Annotated in this window: 13 protein-coding genes; 5 read left to right on the plus strand and 8 right to left on the minus strand. The window is 74.0% G+C overall.

Annotated elements, in window-relative coordinates; all coding sequences use genetic code 11:
* Positions 1 to 49: 49 nt before the first annotated feature.
* Positions 50 to 1,066, minus strand: a complete 1,017-nt coding sequence (locus tag ACPXCB_RS03215) for a carbohydrate ABC transporter permease (RefSeq protein WP_425871975.1) — start codon at positions 1,064 to 1,066, stop codon at positions 50 to 52.
* Between the two features lie 71 nt (positions 1,067 to 1,137).
* Positions 1,138 to 2,427, minus strand: a complete 1,290-nt coding sequence (locus ACPXCB_RS03220) for an extracellular solute-binding protein (RefSeq protein ID WP_425871976.1) — start codon at positions 2,425 to 2,427, stop codon at positions 1,138 to 1,140.
* A gap of 375 nt (positions 2,428 to 2,802) precedes the next feature.
* Here ACPXCB_RS03220 and ACPXCB_RS03225 point away from each other — a divergent pair, with 375 nt between their 5' ends.
* Positions 2,803 to 3,822 carry a LacI family DNA-binding transcriptional regulator gene (locus ACPXCB_RS03225; protein ID WP_425871978.1) on the plus strand — a complete coding sequence of 340 codons (1,020 nt, stop codon included), beginning with the start codon at positions 2,803 to 2,805 and terminating at the stop codon, positions 3,820 to 3,822.
* Positions 3,823 to 3,963: 141 nt separating this feature from the next.
* On the opposite strand, the gene ACPXCB_RS03230 is transcribed toward ACPXCB_RS03225, so the two are convergent.
* Positions 3,964 to 6,234, minus strand: a complete 2,271-nt coding sequence (locus ACPXCB_RS03230) for an EAL domain-containing protein (protein WP_425871980.1) — start codon at positions 6,232 to 6,234, stop codon at positions 3,964 to 3,966.
* Positions 6,235 to 6,437: 203 nt separating this feature from the next.
* Between ACPXCB_RS03230 and ACPXCB_RS03235 the strand changes: the two genes are divergently transcribed.
* Positions 6,438 to 6,815, plus strand: a complete 378-nt coding sequence (locus ACPXCB_RS03235) for a PH domain-containing protein (RefSeq protein ID WP_425871982.1) — start codon at positions 6,438 to 6,440, stop codon at positions 6,813 to 6,815.
* A 21-nt stretch (positions 6,816 to 6,836) separates the two neighbouring features.
* Here ACPXCB_RS03235 and ACPXCB_RS03240 read toward each other — a convergent pair whose 3' ends face one another.
* Positions 6,837 to 7,763, minus strand: a complete 927-nt coding sequence (locus ACPXCB_RS03240) for a 2-hydroxyacid dehydrogenase (RefSeq protein ID WP_425871983.1) — start codon at positions 7,761 to 7,763, stop codon at positions 6,837 to 6,839.
* Between the two features lie 191 nt (positions 7,764 to 7,954).
* On the opposite strand from ACPXCB_RS03240, the gene ACPXCB_RS03245 reads away from it, so the two are divergent.
* From ACPXCB_RS03245 to ACPXCB_RS03255, 3 genes are all read left to right on the plus strand, one after another.
* Positions 7,955 to 9,769: a SpoIIE family protein phosphatase gene (locus ACPXCB_RS03245; protein WP_425871985.1), complete on the plus strand. Its 1,815-nt coding sequence runs from the start codon at positions 7,955 to 7,957 to the stop codon at positions 9,767 to 9,769.
* A 68-nt stretch (positions 9,770 to 9,837) separates the two neighbouring features.
* Entirely contained in the window at positions 9,838 to 11,013 is a 1,176-nt protein-coding gene (locus ACPXCB_RS03250; RefSeq protein ID WP_425871986.1) for a PQQ-dependent sugar dehydrogenase, read from the plus strand.
* A gap of 57 nt (positions 11,014 to 11,070) precedes the next feature.
* Positions 11,071 to 12,645 (plus strand): metallophosphoesterase, encoded by a 1,575-nt coding sequence (locus ACPXCB_RS03255; protein WP_425871988.1) that lies wholly within the window; start codon positions 11,071 to 11,073, stop codon positions 12,643 to 12,645.
* Positions 12,646 to 13,343: 698 nt separating this feature from the next.
* Here the strand turns inward: ACPXCB_RS03255 and ACPXCB_RS03260 are convergent.
* The 4 genes from ACPXCB_RS03260 to gatC all read right to left on the minus strand — a co-directional run bounded on the left by ACPXCB_RS03260 (position 13,344) and on the right by gatC (position 19,152).
* Positions 13,344 to 15,701 (minus strand): transketolase-like TK C-terminal-containing protein, encoded by a 2,358-nt coding sequence (locus ACPXCB_RS03260; protein ID WP_425871990.1) that lies wholly within the window; start codon positions 15,699 to 15,701, stop codon positions 13,344 to 13,346.
* 166 nt (positions 15,702 to 15,867) lie between these two features.
* A complete protein-coding gene (gatB, locus tag ACPXCB_RS03265; RefSeq protein WP_425871992.1) occupies positions 15,868 to 17,361 on the minus strand; it encodes an Asp-tRNA(Asn)/Glu-tRNA(Gln) amidotransferase subunit GatB in 1,494 nt (497 codons plus the stop codon).
* Between the two features lie 13 nt (positions 17,362 to 17,374).
* A complete protein-coding gene (gene gatA, locus ACPXCB_RS03270) occupies positions 17,375 to 18,850 on the minus strand; it encodes an Asp-tRNA(Asn)/Glu-tRNA(Gln) amidotransferase subunit GatA (RefSeq protein WP_425871993.1) in 1,476 nt (491 codons plus the stop codon).
* Positions 18,847 to 19,152, minus strand: a complete 306-nt coding sequence (gatC, locus tag ACPXCB_RS03275) for an Asp-tRNA(Asn)/Glu-tRNA(Gln) amidotransferase subunit GatC (protein ID WP_121396190.1) — start codon at positions 19,150 to 19,152, stop codon at positions 18,847 to 18,849. The genes gatA and gatC overlap by 4 nt, the downstream gene beginning before the upstream one ends.
* Between the last annotated feature and the right edge of the window lie 160 nt (positions 19,153 to 19,312).

Consider the following 19,312-nt stretch of genomic DNA (forward strand, 5'->3'; position numbering starts at 1 on the left):
TGCCACCTTCCGTTCGCGACTGCGGGGCTCGCAAGCTCACTCCTCGCGCTCACCGCTTCCCACCTCCCAGGCGGTTGGTGACGATGGCGTTGATCGCCGCGACGAGCAGGATGACCAGGAAGAGGGCCCAGGACATGGCGGCGGCGTAGCCGAGGTTGAGGTCCCGCCAGCCGACCTTGTAGATGAGCTGCGCGACGGTCTGCCACTGCCCGTCGTCGCCGCCGAGGCCCAGGGCCGGGTTGGCGTCGAAGAGCATCGGCTCGGTGAACAGTTGCAGGCCGCCGATGGTGGAGAGCACGACGGTGAAGACGACCACGGGCCGGATCATCGGCACGGTGATCCGCCACAGCTGGCGCCACGGCCCGGCGCCGTCGACGGCGGCAGCCTCGTAGACGTCGCGCGGGATGGACTGCATGGCCGCCAGGTAGAGCAGCGCGTTGTAGCCGATCCACTTCCAGTTGACCATGGTGGCGATGGCGACCCACGAGGACCACTTCGCGGACCGCCAGTCGATCGGCTCGGTCTCGCCGATGCCGAGCAGCGACAGCGCCCAGTTGGCGATGCCGGTGTCCCGAGCGAAGACCACGGAGAAGATCAGCGTGGAGGCCGTCACCGGGGTGATGTACGGCAGCAGCACCCCGACCCGGAACCACGTCTGGGCCCGCAGCTTCCGGTTCAGCAGCGACGCGACGATCAGCGCCAGCAGCAGCTGCGGCACGGTGGAGAGCAGGAAGATGCCGAAGGTGTTGGCGAGCGCGTTGAAGAAGTCGTCGTCGGTGAAGAGGCGGCGGAAGTTCTCCAGCCCTGCCCAGCCGGTGAGCGTCGGGTCGTCGAGCCGCCAGTGGCGCAGGGCGACGACGCCGTTGAAGACGATCGGGAAGAGCCCGAAGACGGCGAAGAGCAGGAAGAACGGGGCGATCAGCAGGTACGGCACGTAGCGCACGTCGAAGCGGTACAACCGGGTACGCCAGCCGCTCGGCTCTGGTCGGCGGCCCCGGCGTTCGGCCGTCGCATCGGGCTCCTCGCCGGGCCGGGGCGCCGTGGGGGCGGCGCGGGTGGTGGACATCGGGGCACCTCCAGGGACCAAAGGCAGGGCCGGTCGGGGCGCGGCGCGGGCCCGCCCCGACCGGCGGGCGGTCAGGACTTGGCGGCCTTCTCGGCTTCCTTGACCGCCTCGGTCCACGCCTGGTCGGGCTTGCCCTTCAGGTTTCCGGTGGCCAGCCGGTTGAGGACGTTCTCCACCGCCACCCGGGTCGGGCCGTTGCGCTTGCCGAGGTACTGCGGGGTCAGGTTCTCCGCCGTCCTGGAGAAGATCTGGCCGACCGGGGCGTCACCGAAGAAGGGGTTGGTGAAGTCCCTGATCGCCGGGTCCTGGTAGAGCGCCGGCTGGGACGGCAGGTTGCCGACCTTCTTGAAGATCTCGATCTGCTGCTCGGGCTGGATCAGCCACTCGACGAACTTGTACGCCTCGTCGACGTTCCTGCCCTGCTTGGGGATGGTCAGGAACGAGCCGCCCCAGTTGCCGCCGCCGCCGGGGATCGCGGCCACGTCCCACTTGCCGCTGGTGCCGGGGGCGGTGTTCTTGATGTGCCCCTGCATCCAGGCCGGGCAGGCGAGGACGGCAAAGTTGCCCTTGACGAAGCCGCTGTTCCACTCGGGGGAGAACGCGGTGAGGTTGGCCGAGAGGTCGGCGGCGATGGTCCGGGCCGCCACGTCGAAGGCGACCTTCGGGCCGCCGTCCATCGTGAGCGCCTCGCTCTCGTCGTAGAAGCCGACCGGCTGCTGCCCGAGGACGGGGTTGAAGATGTTGGTGCCGGAGTCGATGAACTTCTTGCCGCTCTTGGCCGTGTACTGCTGGCCGACCTCGATGAACCTGTCCCAGGTGGGCCAGAGCGCGGAGACCTGGTCGCGCGCGGTGGGCAGGCCGGCGGCCTTGAACAGGTCGGTGCGGTAGCACATGGCCAGGCCGCCGACGTCGGTGCCGAGGCCGATCTGGGTCTTGCCGTCGGGCGTCAGGGTCTGCTTCCACTTCCACGGCAGGTACTTCTGCTCGTACGTGCCAGCGCCCTTGTCGAGCAGGTTGACGAACTTGTCGGCCTGGCCGCGGAACTGGACGACGAAGCCCTCGTCGACGGCGGCGATGTCCGGCGCGCCGGAGCCGGCGACGAGCTTCTTCTGCAGGTCCTCGTGCTGGGCGTTGTACTCGCCGGTGTTCAGGCTGATCTTGACGTTCGGGTTGGCGTCCTCGTACTTCGTCTTGAGCTCGTCGAGCCCGAAGTCGCCCCAGAAGTTGATCTTCAGGGTGACCTGGCCGCCCGCCTGGGAGTCGCCGCCACCTCCGCTGTTGCCGCTGCACGCCGCGACCATGACCAGGCTGACCGCGCCGACGGCGGCCGTCCTGGCCCAGTGCGTCAAGGACCGTCTCATGTCATCCTCCGCGCCAGATGGGAACGCTCCCGACATCGAGAGTCGTCGACTGAACCGGATAAGTCCCGCCACCGTACGAGGCGGCTCCGGCGCTGTCAACGGTCAGTCACGATCGGTGTCTCGCGGCAATCGTCGCCTGCCATGGGAGCGCGATCATGGGAGGTGTGCGCATTCCGGTGAGACGGCGGGAAGCGCGTGGGGGGCACAGCCCATGGCCGAGCCCCGTCACTTAACCGGGAAAGCCGGCGGCCGGCCCGACGCCGCGCACCGGTCGCGCCGGCCCTCCCCGGGGCCCGTGCAGTAGCGTGGACCGCCGCCGGTCGCGCCGGCCTCGTGGTGACACCCGCCCGGGCGGGAGAGTGGAGGAGTACGCCGGTGAAGCGGCCCACGATCGCCGACGTCGCCCGCCGCGCCGGGGTGTCCAAAGGGGCGGTCTCCTACGCGCTGAACGGCCAGCCCGGGGTCTCCGAGGCCACCCGGCAGCGGATCCTCGCCATCGCCGCCGAGATCGGCTTCAACCCGAGCCGCGCCGCCCGCTCCCTCTCCGGGGCCACCGCCGACGCGGTCGGCCTCACCCTCTGCCGCCCCGCCCGCACGCTCGGCATCGAGCCGTTCTTCATGGAGCTGATCAGCGGCGTCGAGGCCGAACTCTCCGCCCGGTCGTACGCGCTCACCCTCCAGGTGGTGGCCGACCAGGAGGCGGAGGTCGCGGTCTACCGCCGGTGGTGGGGCGAGCGCCGCGTCGACGGCGTCCTCGTCTGCGACCTGCGCGCCGACGACCGCCGGGTGCCGGTGCTGGAGGAGCTGGGCCTGCCCGCGGTGGTCATCGGCGGCCCGGGCGGCACCGGCGGGCTGGCCAGCGTCTGGTCCGACGACGCGGCGGCGCTGGTGGAGACCGTGGAGTACCTGGTCGCCCTGGGCCACCGCCGGATCGCCCGCGTCAGCGGGCTGCCCGCCCTGCTGCACACCGAGATCCGCACCGAGGCGTTCACCCAGGTGTGCCGCCGGCTCGGCCTTGCCGACGCGGTCACCGTGCCGTCGGACTACACCGGCGAGGAGGGGGCGCGCGCCACCCGGCGGCTGCTCAGCTCGGCCGGCCGCCCCACCGCCGTGATCTACGACAACGACGTGATGGCGATAGCGGGGCTGTCGGTGGCCCAGGAGATGGGCCTCGCCGTGCCGGGCGAGGTGTCCATCGTGGCCTGGGACGACTCGCCGCTCTGCCAGCTGGTGCACCCGCCGCTGACCGCGCTGGGCCGGGACATCCCGGCGTACGGCGCGCTCGCCGCCCGGGAGCTGCTCGCGGTGATCGGCGGCGCGCCGGCCCGGCAGGTGCAGGACGGGACCGCCCACCTCACGCCCCGGGGCAGCACGGCCCCGCCGCGCACGAGCTGAGCCGGACCGCGCCGACCCGGGCGCCCCGCCCGTCGACCTCCCGGCCGAGGCGATGGCGGGAGCCGTAGGCGCCCGGTGACGCCGGAGTCGGGCGGCCGGACGGCCGGACGGCCGCCTCCGACACCGCCGGGCCCTCCCCGGTCAGCGCGAGGCCGACGGGAACTCCTCGAAGTACGCCTCGACCCGCTCGGCGGTGGCCGGGCGGGCCAGCGCGAAGCCCTGCCCGTACCGGCAACCGGCCCGTCGCGCGCCGTCGACCAGGCTCGCCGACTCCAGCTCCTCGGCCACGATGTCCAGCCCCAGCCGGTCCCCCACGTTCACCACCACGTCGATCAGCGGGCGCTGCGGGTCCGCCGGGTCCACCAGCTGCGGGCCGACCTTGAGCAGGTCGATCGGCAACCGGCGGAGCTGCGCCAGCGAGGCGTGCTCGGCCCGGAAGTCGTCCAGCGCGGTGCGCACGCCCAGCGAGCGCAGCCCGGCCAGCCGGGCCACCACCGTCGGCAGCTCGGCACCCACCCGGGGCTCCGCCACCTCGACCACCAGCCGGTCGGGCGACAACCCGTACGCGTCGAGCACGGCCGCCGTCCGCGGCACGAAGTCGGGGGAGGCCAGTTCCCGGACGGTCACGTTCACCGCCATCCAGAGCTGCCGGCCGCCCGCCGACCAGGTGGCGAGCTGCCGGCAGGCCCGGTCCAGCACCCAGCAGCCCAGCTCGCCCACGACGTCGAGGTCCTCGGCCACCGGCAGGAACTCGGCGGGAAGCACCGTGCCGAGCACCGGGCTGCGCCAGCGCAGCAGCGCCTCCGTGCCGACCGGCTGCCGGTCGGCCAGGTCGAGCACCGGCTGGTAGACGAGGTCCAACTCGCCCCGGGCGACCGCCCCGGGCAGCTCCCGTTCCAGGTCGAGCCGGCGGACGAGCTGCTCCTCCAGGTAGGCGTCGTACCACTCGACCCGGTCCCGGCCGAGCTGCACGGCCCGCCGCCGGGCCAGGTCCGCCTGGCGCAGCACGTCCTCCGGGCCGCCGTTGCCGATCTCGGCGAGCCCGATGCCGGCCCGCAGCCGCAGCGAGCCGCCCGCCGCGCGGTAGGGCTCGGTGAGCGCGGCGAGCAGCCGGGTGCCCAGCGCGTACGCCAGCACCGGCCCGACCTCGGTGACCACGGCGAAGCCGGTGGCGGTGACGTCCGCGAGCAGGTCCCGGGGGCCGACCACCGCGCGGGCCCGGCGGAGCACCTCGGCCAGCACGTCCTCGCGGCCCTCGTGCCCGTCGGAGGCGGGGCCGGGTCCGTCGAGGTCGACGACGAGCAGCGCGCCGGCGGGGGCCGGCGCGTCCCGGAGAGCGGCGAGGGCCCGCAGCAGCGCCGGCCGGTCCACGGGCGCGCCGGACCGGTCCGGCTCCGCCGGGCGGTGCCCGGCCGGCGGGCCGCCGGGACCGGTCGGCTGCGCCGGGTCGTCCGCCCGGAGCAGGTCGCGGAGCACCAACGGCGGGGCCAGCGCGAGGGCGAGCAGGACCGCGGTGAGGTCCGGCGACCCGCCGTCGCGGAGCTGCCACCCGACGGCCGACACGGCCGCGGCGGCCGGGACCACGGCCCGGGGCCACACCCTGGTCGGCGGGGCGGGCGGATCCGGCTCCGGACGGGTCGCCCGCCGCGCCCCCGCCGCCGTCAGCAGCACCCCACCCACCAGCGGGGGTACGGACACCAGCGCCGCCCGCTCCGGTGCCGTGCCCGTCTCCAGGGCGGCCAGCACCACCAGCCCGGACAGGGTGAGCGCCGCCCCGCCCCGGCAGCGGGCCGCGCCGGTCCGCCGGTGCGGCCCGGTCAGCACCGTGAGCACGGCGAGCGCGAGCCCGCCCAGGGTCACGGCCACGGCGAACCGCACCGGCGGGTGGAGGGGGTCGCGGGGCAGCAGCAGCCAGCCGGCGAGGACCAGCCCCAGGCCGGCGGCGGTCGCGTCGACGGCCCCACGGAGCCGGACCCGGGCGGACGGGCGGGGCCGCCGCGCCGCCGGAGGCAGACCTGCGACGAACAACGCGGCGGAGGCGGCCAGCCCCGACACGACGACGGCGGAGCGTTGGCCCGGGTCGGTGAGCGGGAGCACGGCGGCGGTGAGCCCCGCCGTCACCACCGCGGCGTCGAGCAGCACGGCGACGCGTCGGGGCGGTGCCGCACGCCGGCGGGCGGCGCGGGACCGGGTGGGAACCGGTGCGGGGGTCGGCGGCGGAACGGCGGTGAGCCGGGAGAGCCGCGCGCCGGCCAGGGCGCAGCTGGCCGCGCCGGCCAGCGCCACGACGGCCAGGGCGGGCACCCGACCGGCCGCGCCGGCGAGCAGGAGCAGCGCGACGGCGGCGAGGACGAGGGTGTCCGGCAGTGCGGGACGGGGGATGGACGCGCGTTGCGGGTACGCGAGGGGCACGGCGGTCGCCTTCGTGAGGGGGCACGGGCGGTGCGACGGTGCGGGGCTGCGGACCCGGGGTTGGTCCGCTGCCCATCAGTCGCCAACGAGCGGGCACGAAGTCGGTGACGCCGAGTCGACAGTGATCCCCGTCACTGATGCTCAGGTCCGCCCCGGTGCCGCCCGGCGCGTACCGGGGCCGGCGGGGGTGGGATCATCGGGGGGTGAGCAGTTCCGACACCGTCCACTTCCGGCACAACCAGGCCATCCTGGCCGCCGCGATCGTCGCCTTCTTCGGCGCCCTACCGGTGGCCGGCGCCCGGTGGTACCTGCTGCCGGTGCTGCTCGTCCCGCTCGCCGTCACGGTGTGGGCGTGGCGGGCCGGCACCGACGCGGACGCCCGCGAGCTGCGCCTGCGGGCACTGGTCGGGCAGCGCCGGATCAGCTGGGACCGGGTCGTCGAGCTGGCCGCCGACCCGCGCGGCCGGGCGGTCGCCCGACTCGACGACGGCCAGCGCGTCACGCTGCCGGCCGTACGCGGCACCGACCTGCCCCGGCTGATCTCGGCCACCGGCCAGAGCCTGCCCGACGCGACCGGCTGAGCACCCTCGCGCCGGCACCGCTCAGTAGCCGTCCACCACCGTGTTGATCAGCGGCTCGCCGGCGGCGAACCGGCGGACCTGGTCGCCGACCAGCCGGTACGCGCGCGGCAGCAGGCCGCGCACCGATCCGGCCACGTGCGGGGTGAGCAGCACGTTCGGCATCGTCCACAGCTCGTGGTCGGCGGGCAGCGGCTCGGGATCGGTGACGTCCAGCGCGGCCGAGATCCGGCCGGTACGCAGCTCGGCGACCAGCGCCTCCGTCCGGGCCACCGGCCCACGGGCGGCGTTGACCAGCAGCGCGCCGTCCCGCATGGCGGCGAGGAACTTCTCGTCCACCAGCCCCCGGGTCTGCTCGGTCAGCGGCACCAGCAGCACCACCACGTCGGCCTCGGCGAGCAGCCCCGGCAGCTCCGCCACGCCGTGCACGCCCTGCTCCGGGCGGGCGGTCCGGGCCACCAGCGTGAAGCTCACCTCGAACGGCGCGAGCCGGTCGCGTACCGCCGTGCCGATCGAGCCCGCCCCGACGATCAGCACCCGCTTGCCGGTCAGCTCGTCGGTGGGGGCCACCTCGTCGTACGCCCAGTCGCGCCGGGCCTGCGCCCGGGCGAGGGCGGGGAAGGCGCGCAGCTGGGACAGGATCGCCGCGACCACCCACTCGGCGGTCGACGGGTCGTGCACTCCCCTGGCGTCGCAGAGCGTCACGCCGGGCGGGACCCGGCCGGCCCACGCGTCCGCCCCGGCGGAGAGGAGCTGCACCACCGCCAGGTCGGGCAGCTCGCCCAGCAGCGCGGTGGCGTCCCCGCCGGCCAGGAAGGGCGGCACCCAGAACCGGACGCCGGCGGCCTCCGAGGGGAGCCGGGAGACGTCCTCGGCCACCTCGACCGTGACCTCCGGCGGCAGTTCACCGAGGAGCGTCCGGCCGGCCTGGTGCGGGATCCATACCTTCACGCCCGCCGACGATAGCCCCCGGCGGCGGTGCCCGGCGGGCAGGGACGACTCCCGGCACCCGGTCGGGCCCCGCCCGACGTGGCCGAGGTGACCAGGGCGACGGTCCGGCGACCGCGTCGATTCCGGTCCGGAGGGGGTATAAGTGGGGACCGGAGTGCCGGTCGGCCTCCACCGGCACGGACAGGTGGTCGATGATCGAAGGCTCCCGCGACGACGCCTCGGAGCGTGCCGATCCGATTCCGGCGCTCCGCGATCCCGATCGGCTGCGCTCCCTCGCCGAGACCCGGCTGACGGCCGCCCCCGACGAGGCGTTCGACCGGTTCGCCCGGCTGGTCGGGGACCTGCTCGACGTGCCGGTCGCGCTGGTCTCCCTGGTCGACGCCGAACGCCAGTTCTTCCCCGGCGAGGTGGGACTGGCCCGGCCGTGGGCCGACCGGCGGCAGACCCCGCTGAGCCACTCGTTCTGCCAGCACGTCGTCAACCTCGGCACCCCGATGCTGCTGCCGGACGCCCGGCTCCATCCCGCCCTACGCGACAACCTCGCCGTGCCCGAGTTGGGCGTGGTGGCGTACGCCGGGATGCCGCTGACCGATCTGGAGGGGCACGTCCTCGGGTCGCTCTGCGCGATCGACGACAAGCCGCGCGACTGGACCGCCGAGCAGCTGCGGACGCTCGCCGACCTGGCCGCCGCCTGCTCCTCGGAGCTGCGGCTGCGGATCGCGCTCGAGGGCGCCGAGCAGGCCCGGCGGCGCGCGGAGGAGGCCAACGGGCGGCTGGAGCTGCTGGCCGGGCTGGCGGGGACCCTGGCCGGGACGCTCGACGTGGCCACCGCGCTGCGCCACCTGCGCGACACGATGGTGCCGCTGCTGGCCGACTGGTTGCTGGTGACCCTGGTCGGGCCCGACGGGGCGCCACGCGACGTGACCGCCGCACACCGCGACCCGTCCCGCGCCCCGGACGTCGCCCGCTTCGCCGAGCTGATGCGCACGGGGTTGAGCCCCGACTCGATCACCCGGGCGGTGCTGCGCACCGGCCGGCCCGTACTGGCCCCCGCGGCGACCCTCGACGACGTGCGCCGGGGCGCGATCGGCCCGGAGATGCCGGAACTCGCCGCCCGCCTCGGCTTCTCCTCGCACCTCAGCGTGCCGATCACCGACGCCGGGCGGGTGCTGGGCTGCATCACCCTGATCAACGGCCCGCAGCGGCGCGACTTCGACGACAGCGACCTGCTCATCGCCAAGGACATCGGCCGCCGGGCCGGTCAGGCGATCGGCAACAGCCGGATGTACGGCGAACAGCGGCACGTGGCGCACGTGCTGCAACACAGCATGCTGCCGGACCTGCCCGTCACCGACGACCTCGAACTGGCCGCCCGCTACCAGCCGGCGGCGGACCGGGTCGAGGTCGGCGGCGACTGGTACGACGCCTTCCGTCAGCCCGGCGGGGAGCTGATCGCGGCGATCGGCGACGTGGCCGGGCACGACATCGAGGCCGCCGCGACCATGGGACAGCTGCGCAACCTCGTCCGGGGCAACGCGTACGGCCGGCCCGACGCGGTCGGTGAGCTGATGAGCCGCCTGGACGAGACGATCCGCGGGTTGCGCATCCCCGCCGCGGCCACCGCGACCCTGGTGCGGCTGCACGCCGACGACGCCGGTGGCCAGCGGGTCACCTGGTGCAACGCCGGCCACCCCGCGCCGCTCGTGGTCCGGGCCGGCGGCACGGTGGAGGTGCTCGCCGGGACGCCGGAACCGCTGCTCGGGCTGAACCGTCCGGTGCGGCGGACCAGCCGGAACGCCCACCTGGCCACCGGTGACACCCTGCTGCTCTACACGGACGGCCTCATCGAGCGGCGGGACCGGTCCATCGACGAGGGGATGACCGAGCTCATCGGCCGGCTGGGCGGGACGGACCGGCTGCCGCTGGGCGAGTTCTGCGACCTGCTGTTGACCGCCGCGCCCCACCGGGAGGACGACGTCGCGCTGCTGGCCGTCCGGGCGATCTGAACCGCCCCACGAAGTCGGTCCGATCCGTCGACCCCGGTGGGACGTTTCGGCGGGCTACCCTGGGCCGGGTGAGCGCCCGTCCCCCGTACCCCCGCACCCACCGTCTCCGGACGGCCCTGGCGGCCTCGTGCGCGGCGCTGCTGCTGGCGACCGCCGGTTGCAGCCTCGGCGAGCCGGAGCCCGATCCGGCCGGTGAGCCGCCGACCTTCCCGACGCCGTCGGCGACGGCGAGCCCCGGCGGCGCCGGCCAGGAGGTCGTCACCACCGTGCTGGCCAAGGGCCTGCGGGTACCGTGGGCGATCGCCTTCCTGCCCGACGGCACCGCGCTGGTCACCGAGCGCGACAACGGCCGCATCCTGCGGGTCGGCCCCGAGTCCGGGCCGGACGGGCTGAAGGTCACCCCGGTGCAGACCATCGCCGACGTGGCGGCCTCCGGCGAGGGCGGGCTGATGGGCATCGCCGTCTCGCCCGACTACCAGCGCGACAAGTCGGTCTTCGTCTACTACACGACCGAGCGGGACAACCGGATCGCCCGGCTGGAGCTGGGCGGCACGCCGGCCCCGATCCTCACCGGCATCCCCAAGGCCGGCATCCACAACGGTGGCGGCCTGGCCTTCGGCCCGGACGGCCTGCTCTACGCGAGCACCGGCGACGCCGGCGACCGGCCGCAGGCGCAGGACGTCAAGCGCCTCGGCGGCAAGATCCTGCGGATCACGAAGGACGGCAAGCCGGCGCCCGGCAACCCGTTCCCGAACTCCCCCGTGTGGTCGCTGGGCCACCGCAACGTCCAGGGCATCGCCTGGGACGCCGGCAAGCGGATGTACGCCGTGGAGTTCGGCCAGAACACCTGGGACGAGATCAACCAGGTCACCAAGGGGCGCAACTACGGGTGGCCCACGGTCGAGGGGCGCGGCGACGACAAGCGCTTCGTCAACCCCGTCGCCCAGTGGCCGACGTCGGACGCGTCCTGCTCCGGGCTCACCGCCGTGGACCGGCTGCTCGTCACCGCGTGCCTGCGCGGCAAGCGACTCTGGCTGGTCGAGCTGACCGACACCGGCACCGTGCTCGGCCAGCCGCGCGAGCTGCTGACCGACCGCTTCGGGCGGCTGCGTGCCGTGGCCGCCGCTCCCGACGGCTCGATCTGGGTGAGCACCTCGAACCACGACGGGCGGGGCCAGCCACAACCCGAGGACGACCGGCTGCTGCGGCTGGTCTTCGCGGGCGGCGGGGCCGGCCGGAGCTGACGCACCGGCTCGTCGAGGTTTTCCAAGATCCTTCAGTGGGCAGGTCAGAATCTCACCATGGACGGCCAGGAGAACGAACAGCACGGGAACCGGGACGAGGACGTCCCGGTGACCGGTCCTGCCCCGCGCCCGGCGCCCCGGCGGGGCGGTGCCGACCGGACCGGTCGGCGAGCCCTCCGCGCGACCGGGTGGACCCTGGCGGTCCTCGTCGTCGCCCTGGTCGGCGTGGTGATCGGCGTGCTCGCCGGCGGACGGGTCAGCACCGACATCGGCCCGTTCCAGGCCGACCTCTCGGTCGCCCCGGCGTGGGGCGGCGGCACCACCGTCGACATCCCGCCGCTGGGCGCGCTGCTGCTCGACAGCCACGACGGGCCGACCCACCTGACGGTGGAACTGGGCGCGCTGGACCAGAGCCGCACGGAGGCGCTGCTCGACGATCCGGCGAGCATCAACCGGGCCAGCCAGTCGGCCGTCGACGACGTCCGCGAGGGCGTGCTGCGTCTCGGCCTGCGGACGCTCGCCTCGACGGTGCTGGTCACCCTGCTGTTGGCGCTGCTGCTCTTCCGCGACACCCGCCGGGCGGCCTGGGCGGGCGGGCTTGCGCTGGTGATCACCGCCGCCAGCCTCGGCACCGCCGCGGCCACGATCCGGCCGGAGTCGATCGAGGAGCCACGCTACGAGGGGCTGCTGGTCAACGCCCCCGCGATCGTCGGTGACGCCCGGCGGATCGCGAACGACTACACCCGCTACGCCGAGCAGCTCCAGCGCATCGTCGGCAACGTCAGCCAGCTCTACACCACCGTGTCGTCGCTGCCGGTCTACGAGCCCGCCCCCGGCACGACCCGCGTACTGCACGTCTCCGACATGCACCTCAACCCGACCGGCTGGCAGCTCATCCGCACCGTCGTCGAGCAGTTCGGCATCGACGTGGTGATCGACACCGGGGACATCACCGACTGGGGCTCCGAGCCGGAGGCCTCGTACGTCGGCTCGATCGGCCTGCTCAGGAAGCCGTACGTCTACATCCGGGGTAACCACGACTCGGGGCGGACCGCGGCGGCCGTGGCCCGCCAGCCGAACGCGATCGTGCTGAGCAACACGACCACCACGGTTGCGGGGCTGACCATCGCCGGGATCGGCGATCCGCGCTTCACCCCCGACAAGAACACCTCGCCGGCGGGCAGCGGACTCACCCAGCAGACCGCGGACCAGCTCATCGGCGTCGGCGACCAGCTCGCGGCCACGGTACGCAGCTCGCCGCGCCCGGTGAACATCGCGCTGGTGCACGACCCGGCCTCCGCCGGTCCCCTGTCGGGCGCGTGCCCGCTGGTGCTCGCCGGGCACACCCACGCCCGGCAGGTCTCGAAGCTGCCCGAGGTGCCCGGGAAGGGACCCACCCAGCTGATGGTGCAGGGGTCCACGGGCGGTGCCGGCCTGCGCGGCCTGGAGGGCGAGAAGCCCACCCCGCTGTCGATGACGGTGCTCTACTTCGACAAGGACAAGCTGCTCCAGGCGTACGACGACATCACCGTCGGCGGCACGGGGCAGGCGCAGGTGAACCTGGAGCGGCACGTCGTGGAGGACCCGAAGGCCGGTGCTCCCGTCCCGGTCACCCCCACCCCGACCCGCTGACCGCCGCCGTGCCGACCCGGCACGCCCTGAACGCCGTGTGTGATCGCCCCGCCTGACCCCCGTGCCTCCGGCTGCCCTGCCCTGCCCTGCCCCTGATCGTGCCGGCCTTGGTCCCCGAGTGTCGAGCGGTCGTCCTGGCCGCCACCACGCTGCGTCCGCCACCTGCGGCCGTCACGTTAAGTAAGCGGCACCCGTTCGGGACAGACCACGCCCTCGGACGCTTTGCTCTGCAGCCACGGATGCACCAGTAACTTGCCGTAACGATCCGCTGTCAGCTTCCCCGGGGCGCGCTGGACGCCCTGGCTGGTCAGGGGGCCTGGTGCGTCCATGGCTGCAGAGCAAAGGGCGCAGGCAGGCACTGCCACGCCTCTCGCCCACCGTCACGCTCCGTCACGCAGCGCTCGAATCACTCTCGGTAACTGGGTCCCGGATCGCCGGCTGGTCCTACGCCGGATGACCGTAGGAGGCCAAGACGCTGCTCGGCGATGGCACGAGCGTCCCGCAGCCATTGGGCTGGGGTCCGGGTCCTGGGTCCAGGTCCCGGGTCCCGGCCGCGCTCTGCGCCCATGCCGGCAGGCCTGCCCAGCCGCCGCCGTCCACCCGCAGCCGCCGACCCCCGCAGCCGCAGCCCACGACAGGCTCCTGCGGTCAGCGCGGGTCAGCGCGGGTCAGCGCGGGTCAGCGCGGGTCAGCGCGGGTCAGCGCAGGGACAGGGCCGCGAGGGCGGCGTTGACGATGCTGCCAGGCAGCAGGTCGTGCAGGTCGTACAGCTCGTGGACGCTGCCGGACTGGCCGAACTCGTCCACGCCCAGCGGCACCGCCGGAGCGGCGAGCGCCGAGCCGAGCCAGGCCATGGCGTGCGAGGCGGCGTCGTGCACCGTCACCACCGGCACCCGGTCGACGAACGCCGAACGCAGCGCGCCCGGCACGCTCGGCACGGTGGCCGTGCGTACGCCCTGGCGCAGGGTGCGCTGCCAGGCCCGGTAGAGCCGGTCCAGCGAGGTGACGTCGACGACGTGCGCGGCGATGCCCTCCTCGGCCAGTTCCGCCGCCGCGGCGAGCACCTCGGGCAGCACCGCGCCGGAGGCGGCGAGCTGCACCACCGGGGCGTCGGCCAGGTGCGGATACGCCTCGTGGGCGTCCACCAGCCGGTACGCCCCGGCGACCGCCTGCCGGCGCAGCACCGCGTCGCCGAGCCGGGCCCGCGCCGCCTCGAAGGGCGCCTGGTCGATCGGGCGGGTGCTGAGCCGGAAGTAGTACGCCCCGTCCTCGGCCGGAGCGGCGGTCGTCGACGGGGTGGCCCCGCCGGCGATCTGGCCCAGCGCGTCGCAGAGCAGCCAGTCCAGGGTGGCCGCGTACGCGGGTTCGAGGAACGTCACCCCGGGCAGCTCCAGGCCCACCGAGGCGGTGATGGTCGACTGGTGGGCGCCGCCCTCCGGGGCGAGCGTGATGCCCGACGGGGTGCCGGCGACCACGAACCGGGAGCCGGAGTAGGTGCCGTAGAGGAACGCGTCCAGGCCACGCAGCACGAACGGGTCGTAGACCGTGCCGACCGGCAGCAGCGGCTGGGCCGACAGGTCCCAGGCGAGGCCGAGCTGCCCGAGCAACAGGAACAGGTTCATCTCCGAGATGCCCAGCTCGATGTGCTGCCCGGCGGGGCTCTCCGTCCAGCGCAGCATCCGGTCCTCGGTCCAGGAGCGCTGCTCGGTCGGGGCGAAGACGCCGGTCTTGTTGATGAACCCGGCCAGGTTGGTGGAGGTCGCCACGTCCGGCGCGGTGGTCACCAGGTAGCGGCCCACCTCCGGGTTGCGGGCCAGCTCGACCAGCACCCGGCCGAAGACCTCCTGCGTCGAGATCGGCTTGTTCGCGCGTACCCGCGTCGTGTCCGGAACGGTGACGCCCAGCGCCCGCTCGCGGGGCGCGCGGGACAGCGCCTCCCGGCGCTCGCCGGCCCGGATGCCGGCCTCCGACGCCGGGTCCAGGCGGTCCCATTCGGTCTCGCGCGTCAGCCCGTGCGCGGCGCGCAGCGCGTCGACCTGCTCGGCGGTGAGCAGCGCCGAGTGGTTGCGCGGATTGCCGGCGATCGGCAGACCCCACCCCTTCACGGTGTACGCGAAGACCACGCTGGGCCGGTCGGTGACCGCGTCGCACTGGGCGTACGCGTCGAGCATCGCCGCCATGTCGTGCCCGCCCAGGTCGGTGACGAGCGGCCCCAACTCGTCGTCGCCGACGTCGGCGATGAACGCCTCGATGCCGTCCGGCGCGCCGTCGAGGAACTGCTTGCGCAGCGCCGCGCCGGTGAGCCCGAACAGCGACTGGTACTGCTCGTTGGGCATCGCGTCGATCCAGTCGCGCAGCGCCTCGCCGCCCGGCCGGGCGTACGCCTCGGCGAGCCGGCGGCCGTACTTGACCTCCACCACGTGCCAGCCGGCGGCCTCGAACTGGCCCCGCCACTGGTTGATCCGCACCCCCGGCACCACCCGGTCGAGCGACTGCCGGTTGAAGTCGACCAGCCACGTCACGTTGCCCAGCCCGGTGGTGGCCGGGTCGGCGACGGCCTCCCAGATGTTGCCCTCGTCCAGCTCGGCGTCGCCGATCAGCGCGACGAACCGGGAGTGCGGGCGGGCGCCAAAGTGCGCGTCGACGTAACGACGCGTCGCGGCGGCGAACAGCGGCGCCGCCGCGCCGAGCCCGACGGAGCCGGTGGAGAAGTCGACCTCGTCCGGGTCCTTGGTCCGCGACGGGTACGACTGGAGCCCGCCCCGGGCGCGCAGTCTCGTCAGGTAGGAGCGGTCGAGGTTGCCCAGCAGGTACTGGATGGCGTGGAAGACCGGCGAGGCGTGCGGCTTGACCGCCACCCGGTCCTCGGCGTCCAGGTGCGCGAACCACAGCGCCGTCATGGCGGTGACCAGCGAGGCGCTGGACGCCTGGTGCCCGCCGACCTTCACCCCGTCGCCGGTGTCCCGGTCGTGGTTGGCCGCGTCCACGATCCGGGTCGCGAGCCAGAGCACCCGCTGCTGGATCTCGTCGAGGACGTCGAGGTCGGTACGGTTCACGGTCGACTCCAGGGGTCCGGCAGTCACCGTTGACGGCCGGTCGGGGGCGGGCGGGCGGCGCGACGTGCACAGCCGCCGCGCACGACGGACGCACGCGGCGGCTCAGGTGTCAGGAAGGGCACCTTACCTGTACGGAAAACGTCAGGAAGGTGCCCTTCCTTTCAGGTCAGGCGCCGAGGCGCGCCAGGATCAGCTCACGGACGGTCTTGGCGTCGGCCTGGCCGCGGGTGGTCTTCATGACCGCGCCGACCAGGGCTCCCGCCGCGGCGACCTTGCCACTGCGGATCTTGTCGGCGATGTCGGGGTTGGCGGCGATCGCCTCGTCCACGGCGGCGGTGAGCGCGCCCGTGTCGGAGACGACCTCCAGGCCCCGGTTGGTCATGATCTGCGTCGGCGAGCCCTCGCCGGCCACCACGCCCTCCAGGACGGTACGGGCCAGCTTGTCGTTGAGCTTGCCGGCGTCGACCAGGCGCTGGAGCTCGGCGACCTGCGCCGGGGTGGCCCCGATGTCGGCCAGCTCCACGCCGGTCTCGTTGGCCCGCCGCGACAGCTCGCCCAGCCACCACTTGCGGGCGGCGGCCGGGGTGGCGCCGGCCGCGACCGTGGCCTCGATCAGCTCGACGGCACCGGCGTTGAGCACCGACTGCATGTCCGCGTCGGAGAGACCCCACTGCTCCTGGAGCCGCCGGCGGTGCAGCCGGGGCAGCTCGGGCAGGGCGGCCTTCAGCTCGGCGACCCAGGCGGTGTCCGGCGCCAGCGGCACCAGGTCCGGCTCCGGGAAGTACCGGTAGTCGGTCGCGGTCTCCTTGGACCGGCCCGGCGTGGTGTCGCCGGTGTCCTCGTGGAAGTGCCGGGTCTCCTGGGTGATCCGGCCGCCCGCGTCGAGGACGGACGCCTGCCGGATGATCTCCGACCGGACCGCCCGCTCGACCGACCGCAGCGAGTTGACGTTCTTGGTCTCCGTCCGGGTGCCCCACTCCTCACCGGGCAGGTTGAGGGAGGTGTTCACGTCGCAGCGCAGCGACCCCTCCTCCATCCGCACGTCGGAGACGCCCAGCGAGCGGAGCACGTCGCGCAGCTCCGTGACGTACGCGCGGGCCACCTCGGGGGCCAGCGCACCGGTGCCGGGGACCGGCTTGGTGACGATCTCCACCAGCGGGATGCCGGCCCGGTTGTAGTCGACCAGCGACTCGGTGGCGCCGTGGATGCGACCGGTGGCGCCGCCGACGTGCAGCGTCTTGCCGGTGTCCTCCTCCAGGTGCACCCGCTCGATGCCGATGCGCACCAGCTCGCCGTTCACCTCGACGTCCAGGTAGCCCTCGAAGCACAGCGGCTCGTCGTACTGGCTGATCTGGAAGTCCTTCGGCATGTCCGGGTAGAAGTAGTTCTTCCGGGCGAAGCGGCACCACTCGGCGATCGAGCAGTTCAGCGCCAGGCCGATCCGGATGGTCGCCTCGATGGCCGCCCGGTTCGCCACCGGCAGGGAGCCGGGCAGGCCCAGGCAGACCGGGCAGACCCGGGTGTTCGGCTCGCCACCGAAGTCGGTCGGGCAGCCGCAGAACATCTTGGTGTTCGTGCCCAGCTCGACGTGGGTCTCCAGGCCGATCACCGGTTCGTAGCGCGCGACGACCTCGTCGTACGCGGGCAGTGTCGTCGTCATCTGAGTTCCTGCCTCACAGTGCCGGTGGGGTGAACGTGCCGACGGCGCTCTCCAGCGCGGCGGCGACCCGGTACATCCGGTCGTCGGCCATCGTCGGGGCCATGATCTGGAAGCCGACCGGCAGCCCGTCGGAGAGCCCGCACGGCACCGAGATGCCCGGCCCGCCGTACAGGTTCGTCGGGATGGTGAACAGGTCGGCCAGGTACATCTGGTAGGGGTCGGCGGTGCGCGCCCCGAGCGGGAACGCCACGAACGGGGTGGTCGGCGAGATCAGCGCGTCGACCTGCTCGAACGCCGCGGTGAAGTCCCGCGTGATGAGGGTACGGACCTTCTGCGCCTGCCCGTAGTAGGCGTCGTAGTAGCCCGACGAGAGCGCGTACGTGCCGATCATGATGCGGCGCTTGACCTCGGCGCCGAAGCCGGCCTCCCGGGTCAGCGACATGACCTCCTCCAGCGACCGGTTGCCGTCGTCGCCGACCCGCAGGCCGAAGCGGACGCCGTCGAACCGGGCCAGGTTGGAGGAGGCCTCACTCGGGGCGATCAGGTAGTACGCCGGCAGCGCGTAGCGGAAGTGGGGGCAGGACACCTCGACGATCTCGGCGCCCAGCTTGGCCAGCGCGTCGACCGACTCGCGGAACGCCGCCATCACGCCCGGCTCGGCGCCCTCGCCGACGAACTCGCTGACGATGCCGAGCTTCACGCCGGTCAGGTCGCCGGTCGCGCCGAGCCTGGCGGCGGCCACCACGTCCGGCACGGGCTGCGGGATCGAGGTGGAGTCGCGCGGGTCGTGCCCGCCGATCACCTCGTGCAGCAGCGCCGCGTCCAGCACGTTCCGGGCGCAGGGGCCGGGAGTGTCCAGGGAGGACGAGAACGCCACCAGGCCGTAGCGGGAGGTGCCGCCGTAGGTGGGCTTCGCGCCGACGGTGCCGGTGACCGCGCCGGGCTGGCGGATCGAGCCGCCGGTGTCGGAGCCGATCGCCAGCGGCGCCTCGTACGCGGCCAGCGCCGCGGAGCTGCCGCCGCCCGAGCCGCCCGGGATGCGGCTCAGGTCCCACGGGTTGTGCGTCGGCCCGTACGCCGAGTATTCCGTGGAGGAGCCCATCGCGAACTCGTCCATGTTGGTCTTGCCGAGCATCACCGTGCCGGCGGCGCGCAGCCGCTGCACGATCGTCGAGTCGTACGGCGGGCGCCAGCCCTCCAGGATCTTCGACCCGACGGTGGTCGGCACGCCCTTGGTGGTCAGCACGTCCTTGACGGCGACCGGCACGCCGGCCAGCGGGCCCAGCTCCTCGCCGGCGGCGCGGCGGGCGTCCACCTCGGCGGCGGCGGCGAGCGCGCCCTCGGAGTCGACGTGCAGGAACGCGTTCACCCGGTCGTCGACGGCGGCGATCCGGTCCAGGTGCGCCCGGGTCACCTCGACGGCGGAGGCGTCACCGGAGGCGACGAGCCCCGCGATCTCCGTCGCGGTCAGTCTGATCAGATCGCTCATGACGCCACATCCTCGTCCAGGATCCGCGGTACGCGGAACCGCTGCTCCTCGGCGTCGGGCGCACCCGACAGCGCCTCCTGCGGGGTCAACCCGGGCACCACGACGTCGTCGCGCAGGACGTTGGTCAGCGGCACCGAGTGCGACGTCGGCGGGATGTCCGCCGCGGTGACCTCGCCGACCTGCGCGACCGCCTGGAGGATCACGTCGAGCTGGCCGGCGAAGGTGTCCAGCTCCTCCTCCGTGACGGCTAGCCGCGACAGTCGCGCCAGGTGCGCGACCTCCTCGCGGGAGATGGCGGCCATCGGTGCCCCCTTCGTGACGGTGCTGCGGGTCGGACCGGGTGTCGGCCGCGCGGCCGAGATGCGTGACGCGCGGTGACCGGAGCGAGTCTATTGTTCCGCCCCGGCGGCGCGTCCCCGACTCCCCCTCCGGCGCGGCGGGCGCCTCCAACTTCCTCTCCGA

The sequence above is a fragment of the Micromonospora sp. DT62 genome (assembly GCF_049847285.1).
Taxonomy (GTDB): Bacteria; Actinomycetota; Actinomycetes; order Mycobacteriales; family Micromonosporaceae; genus Micromonospora; species Micromonospora reichwaldensis.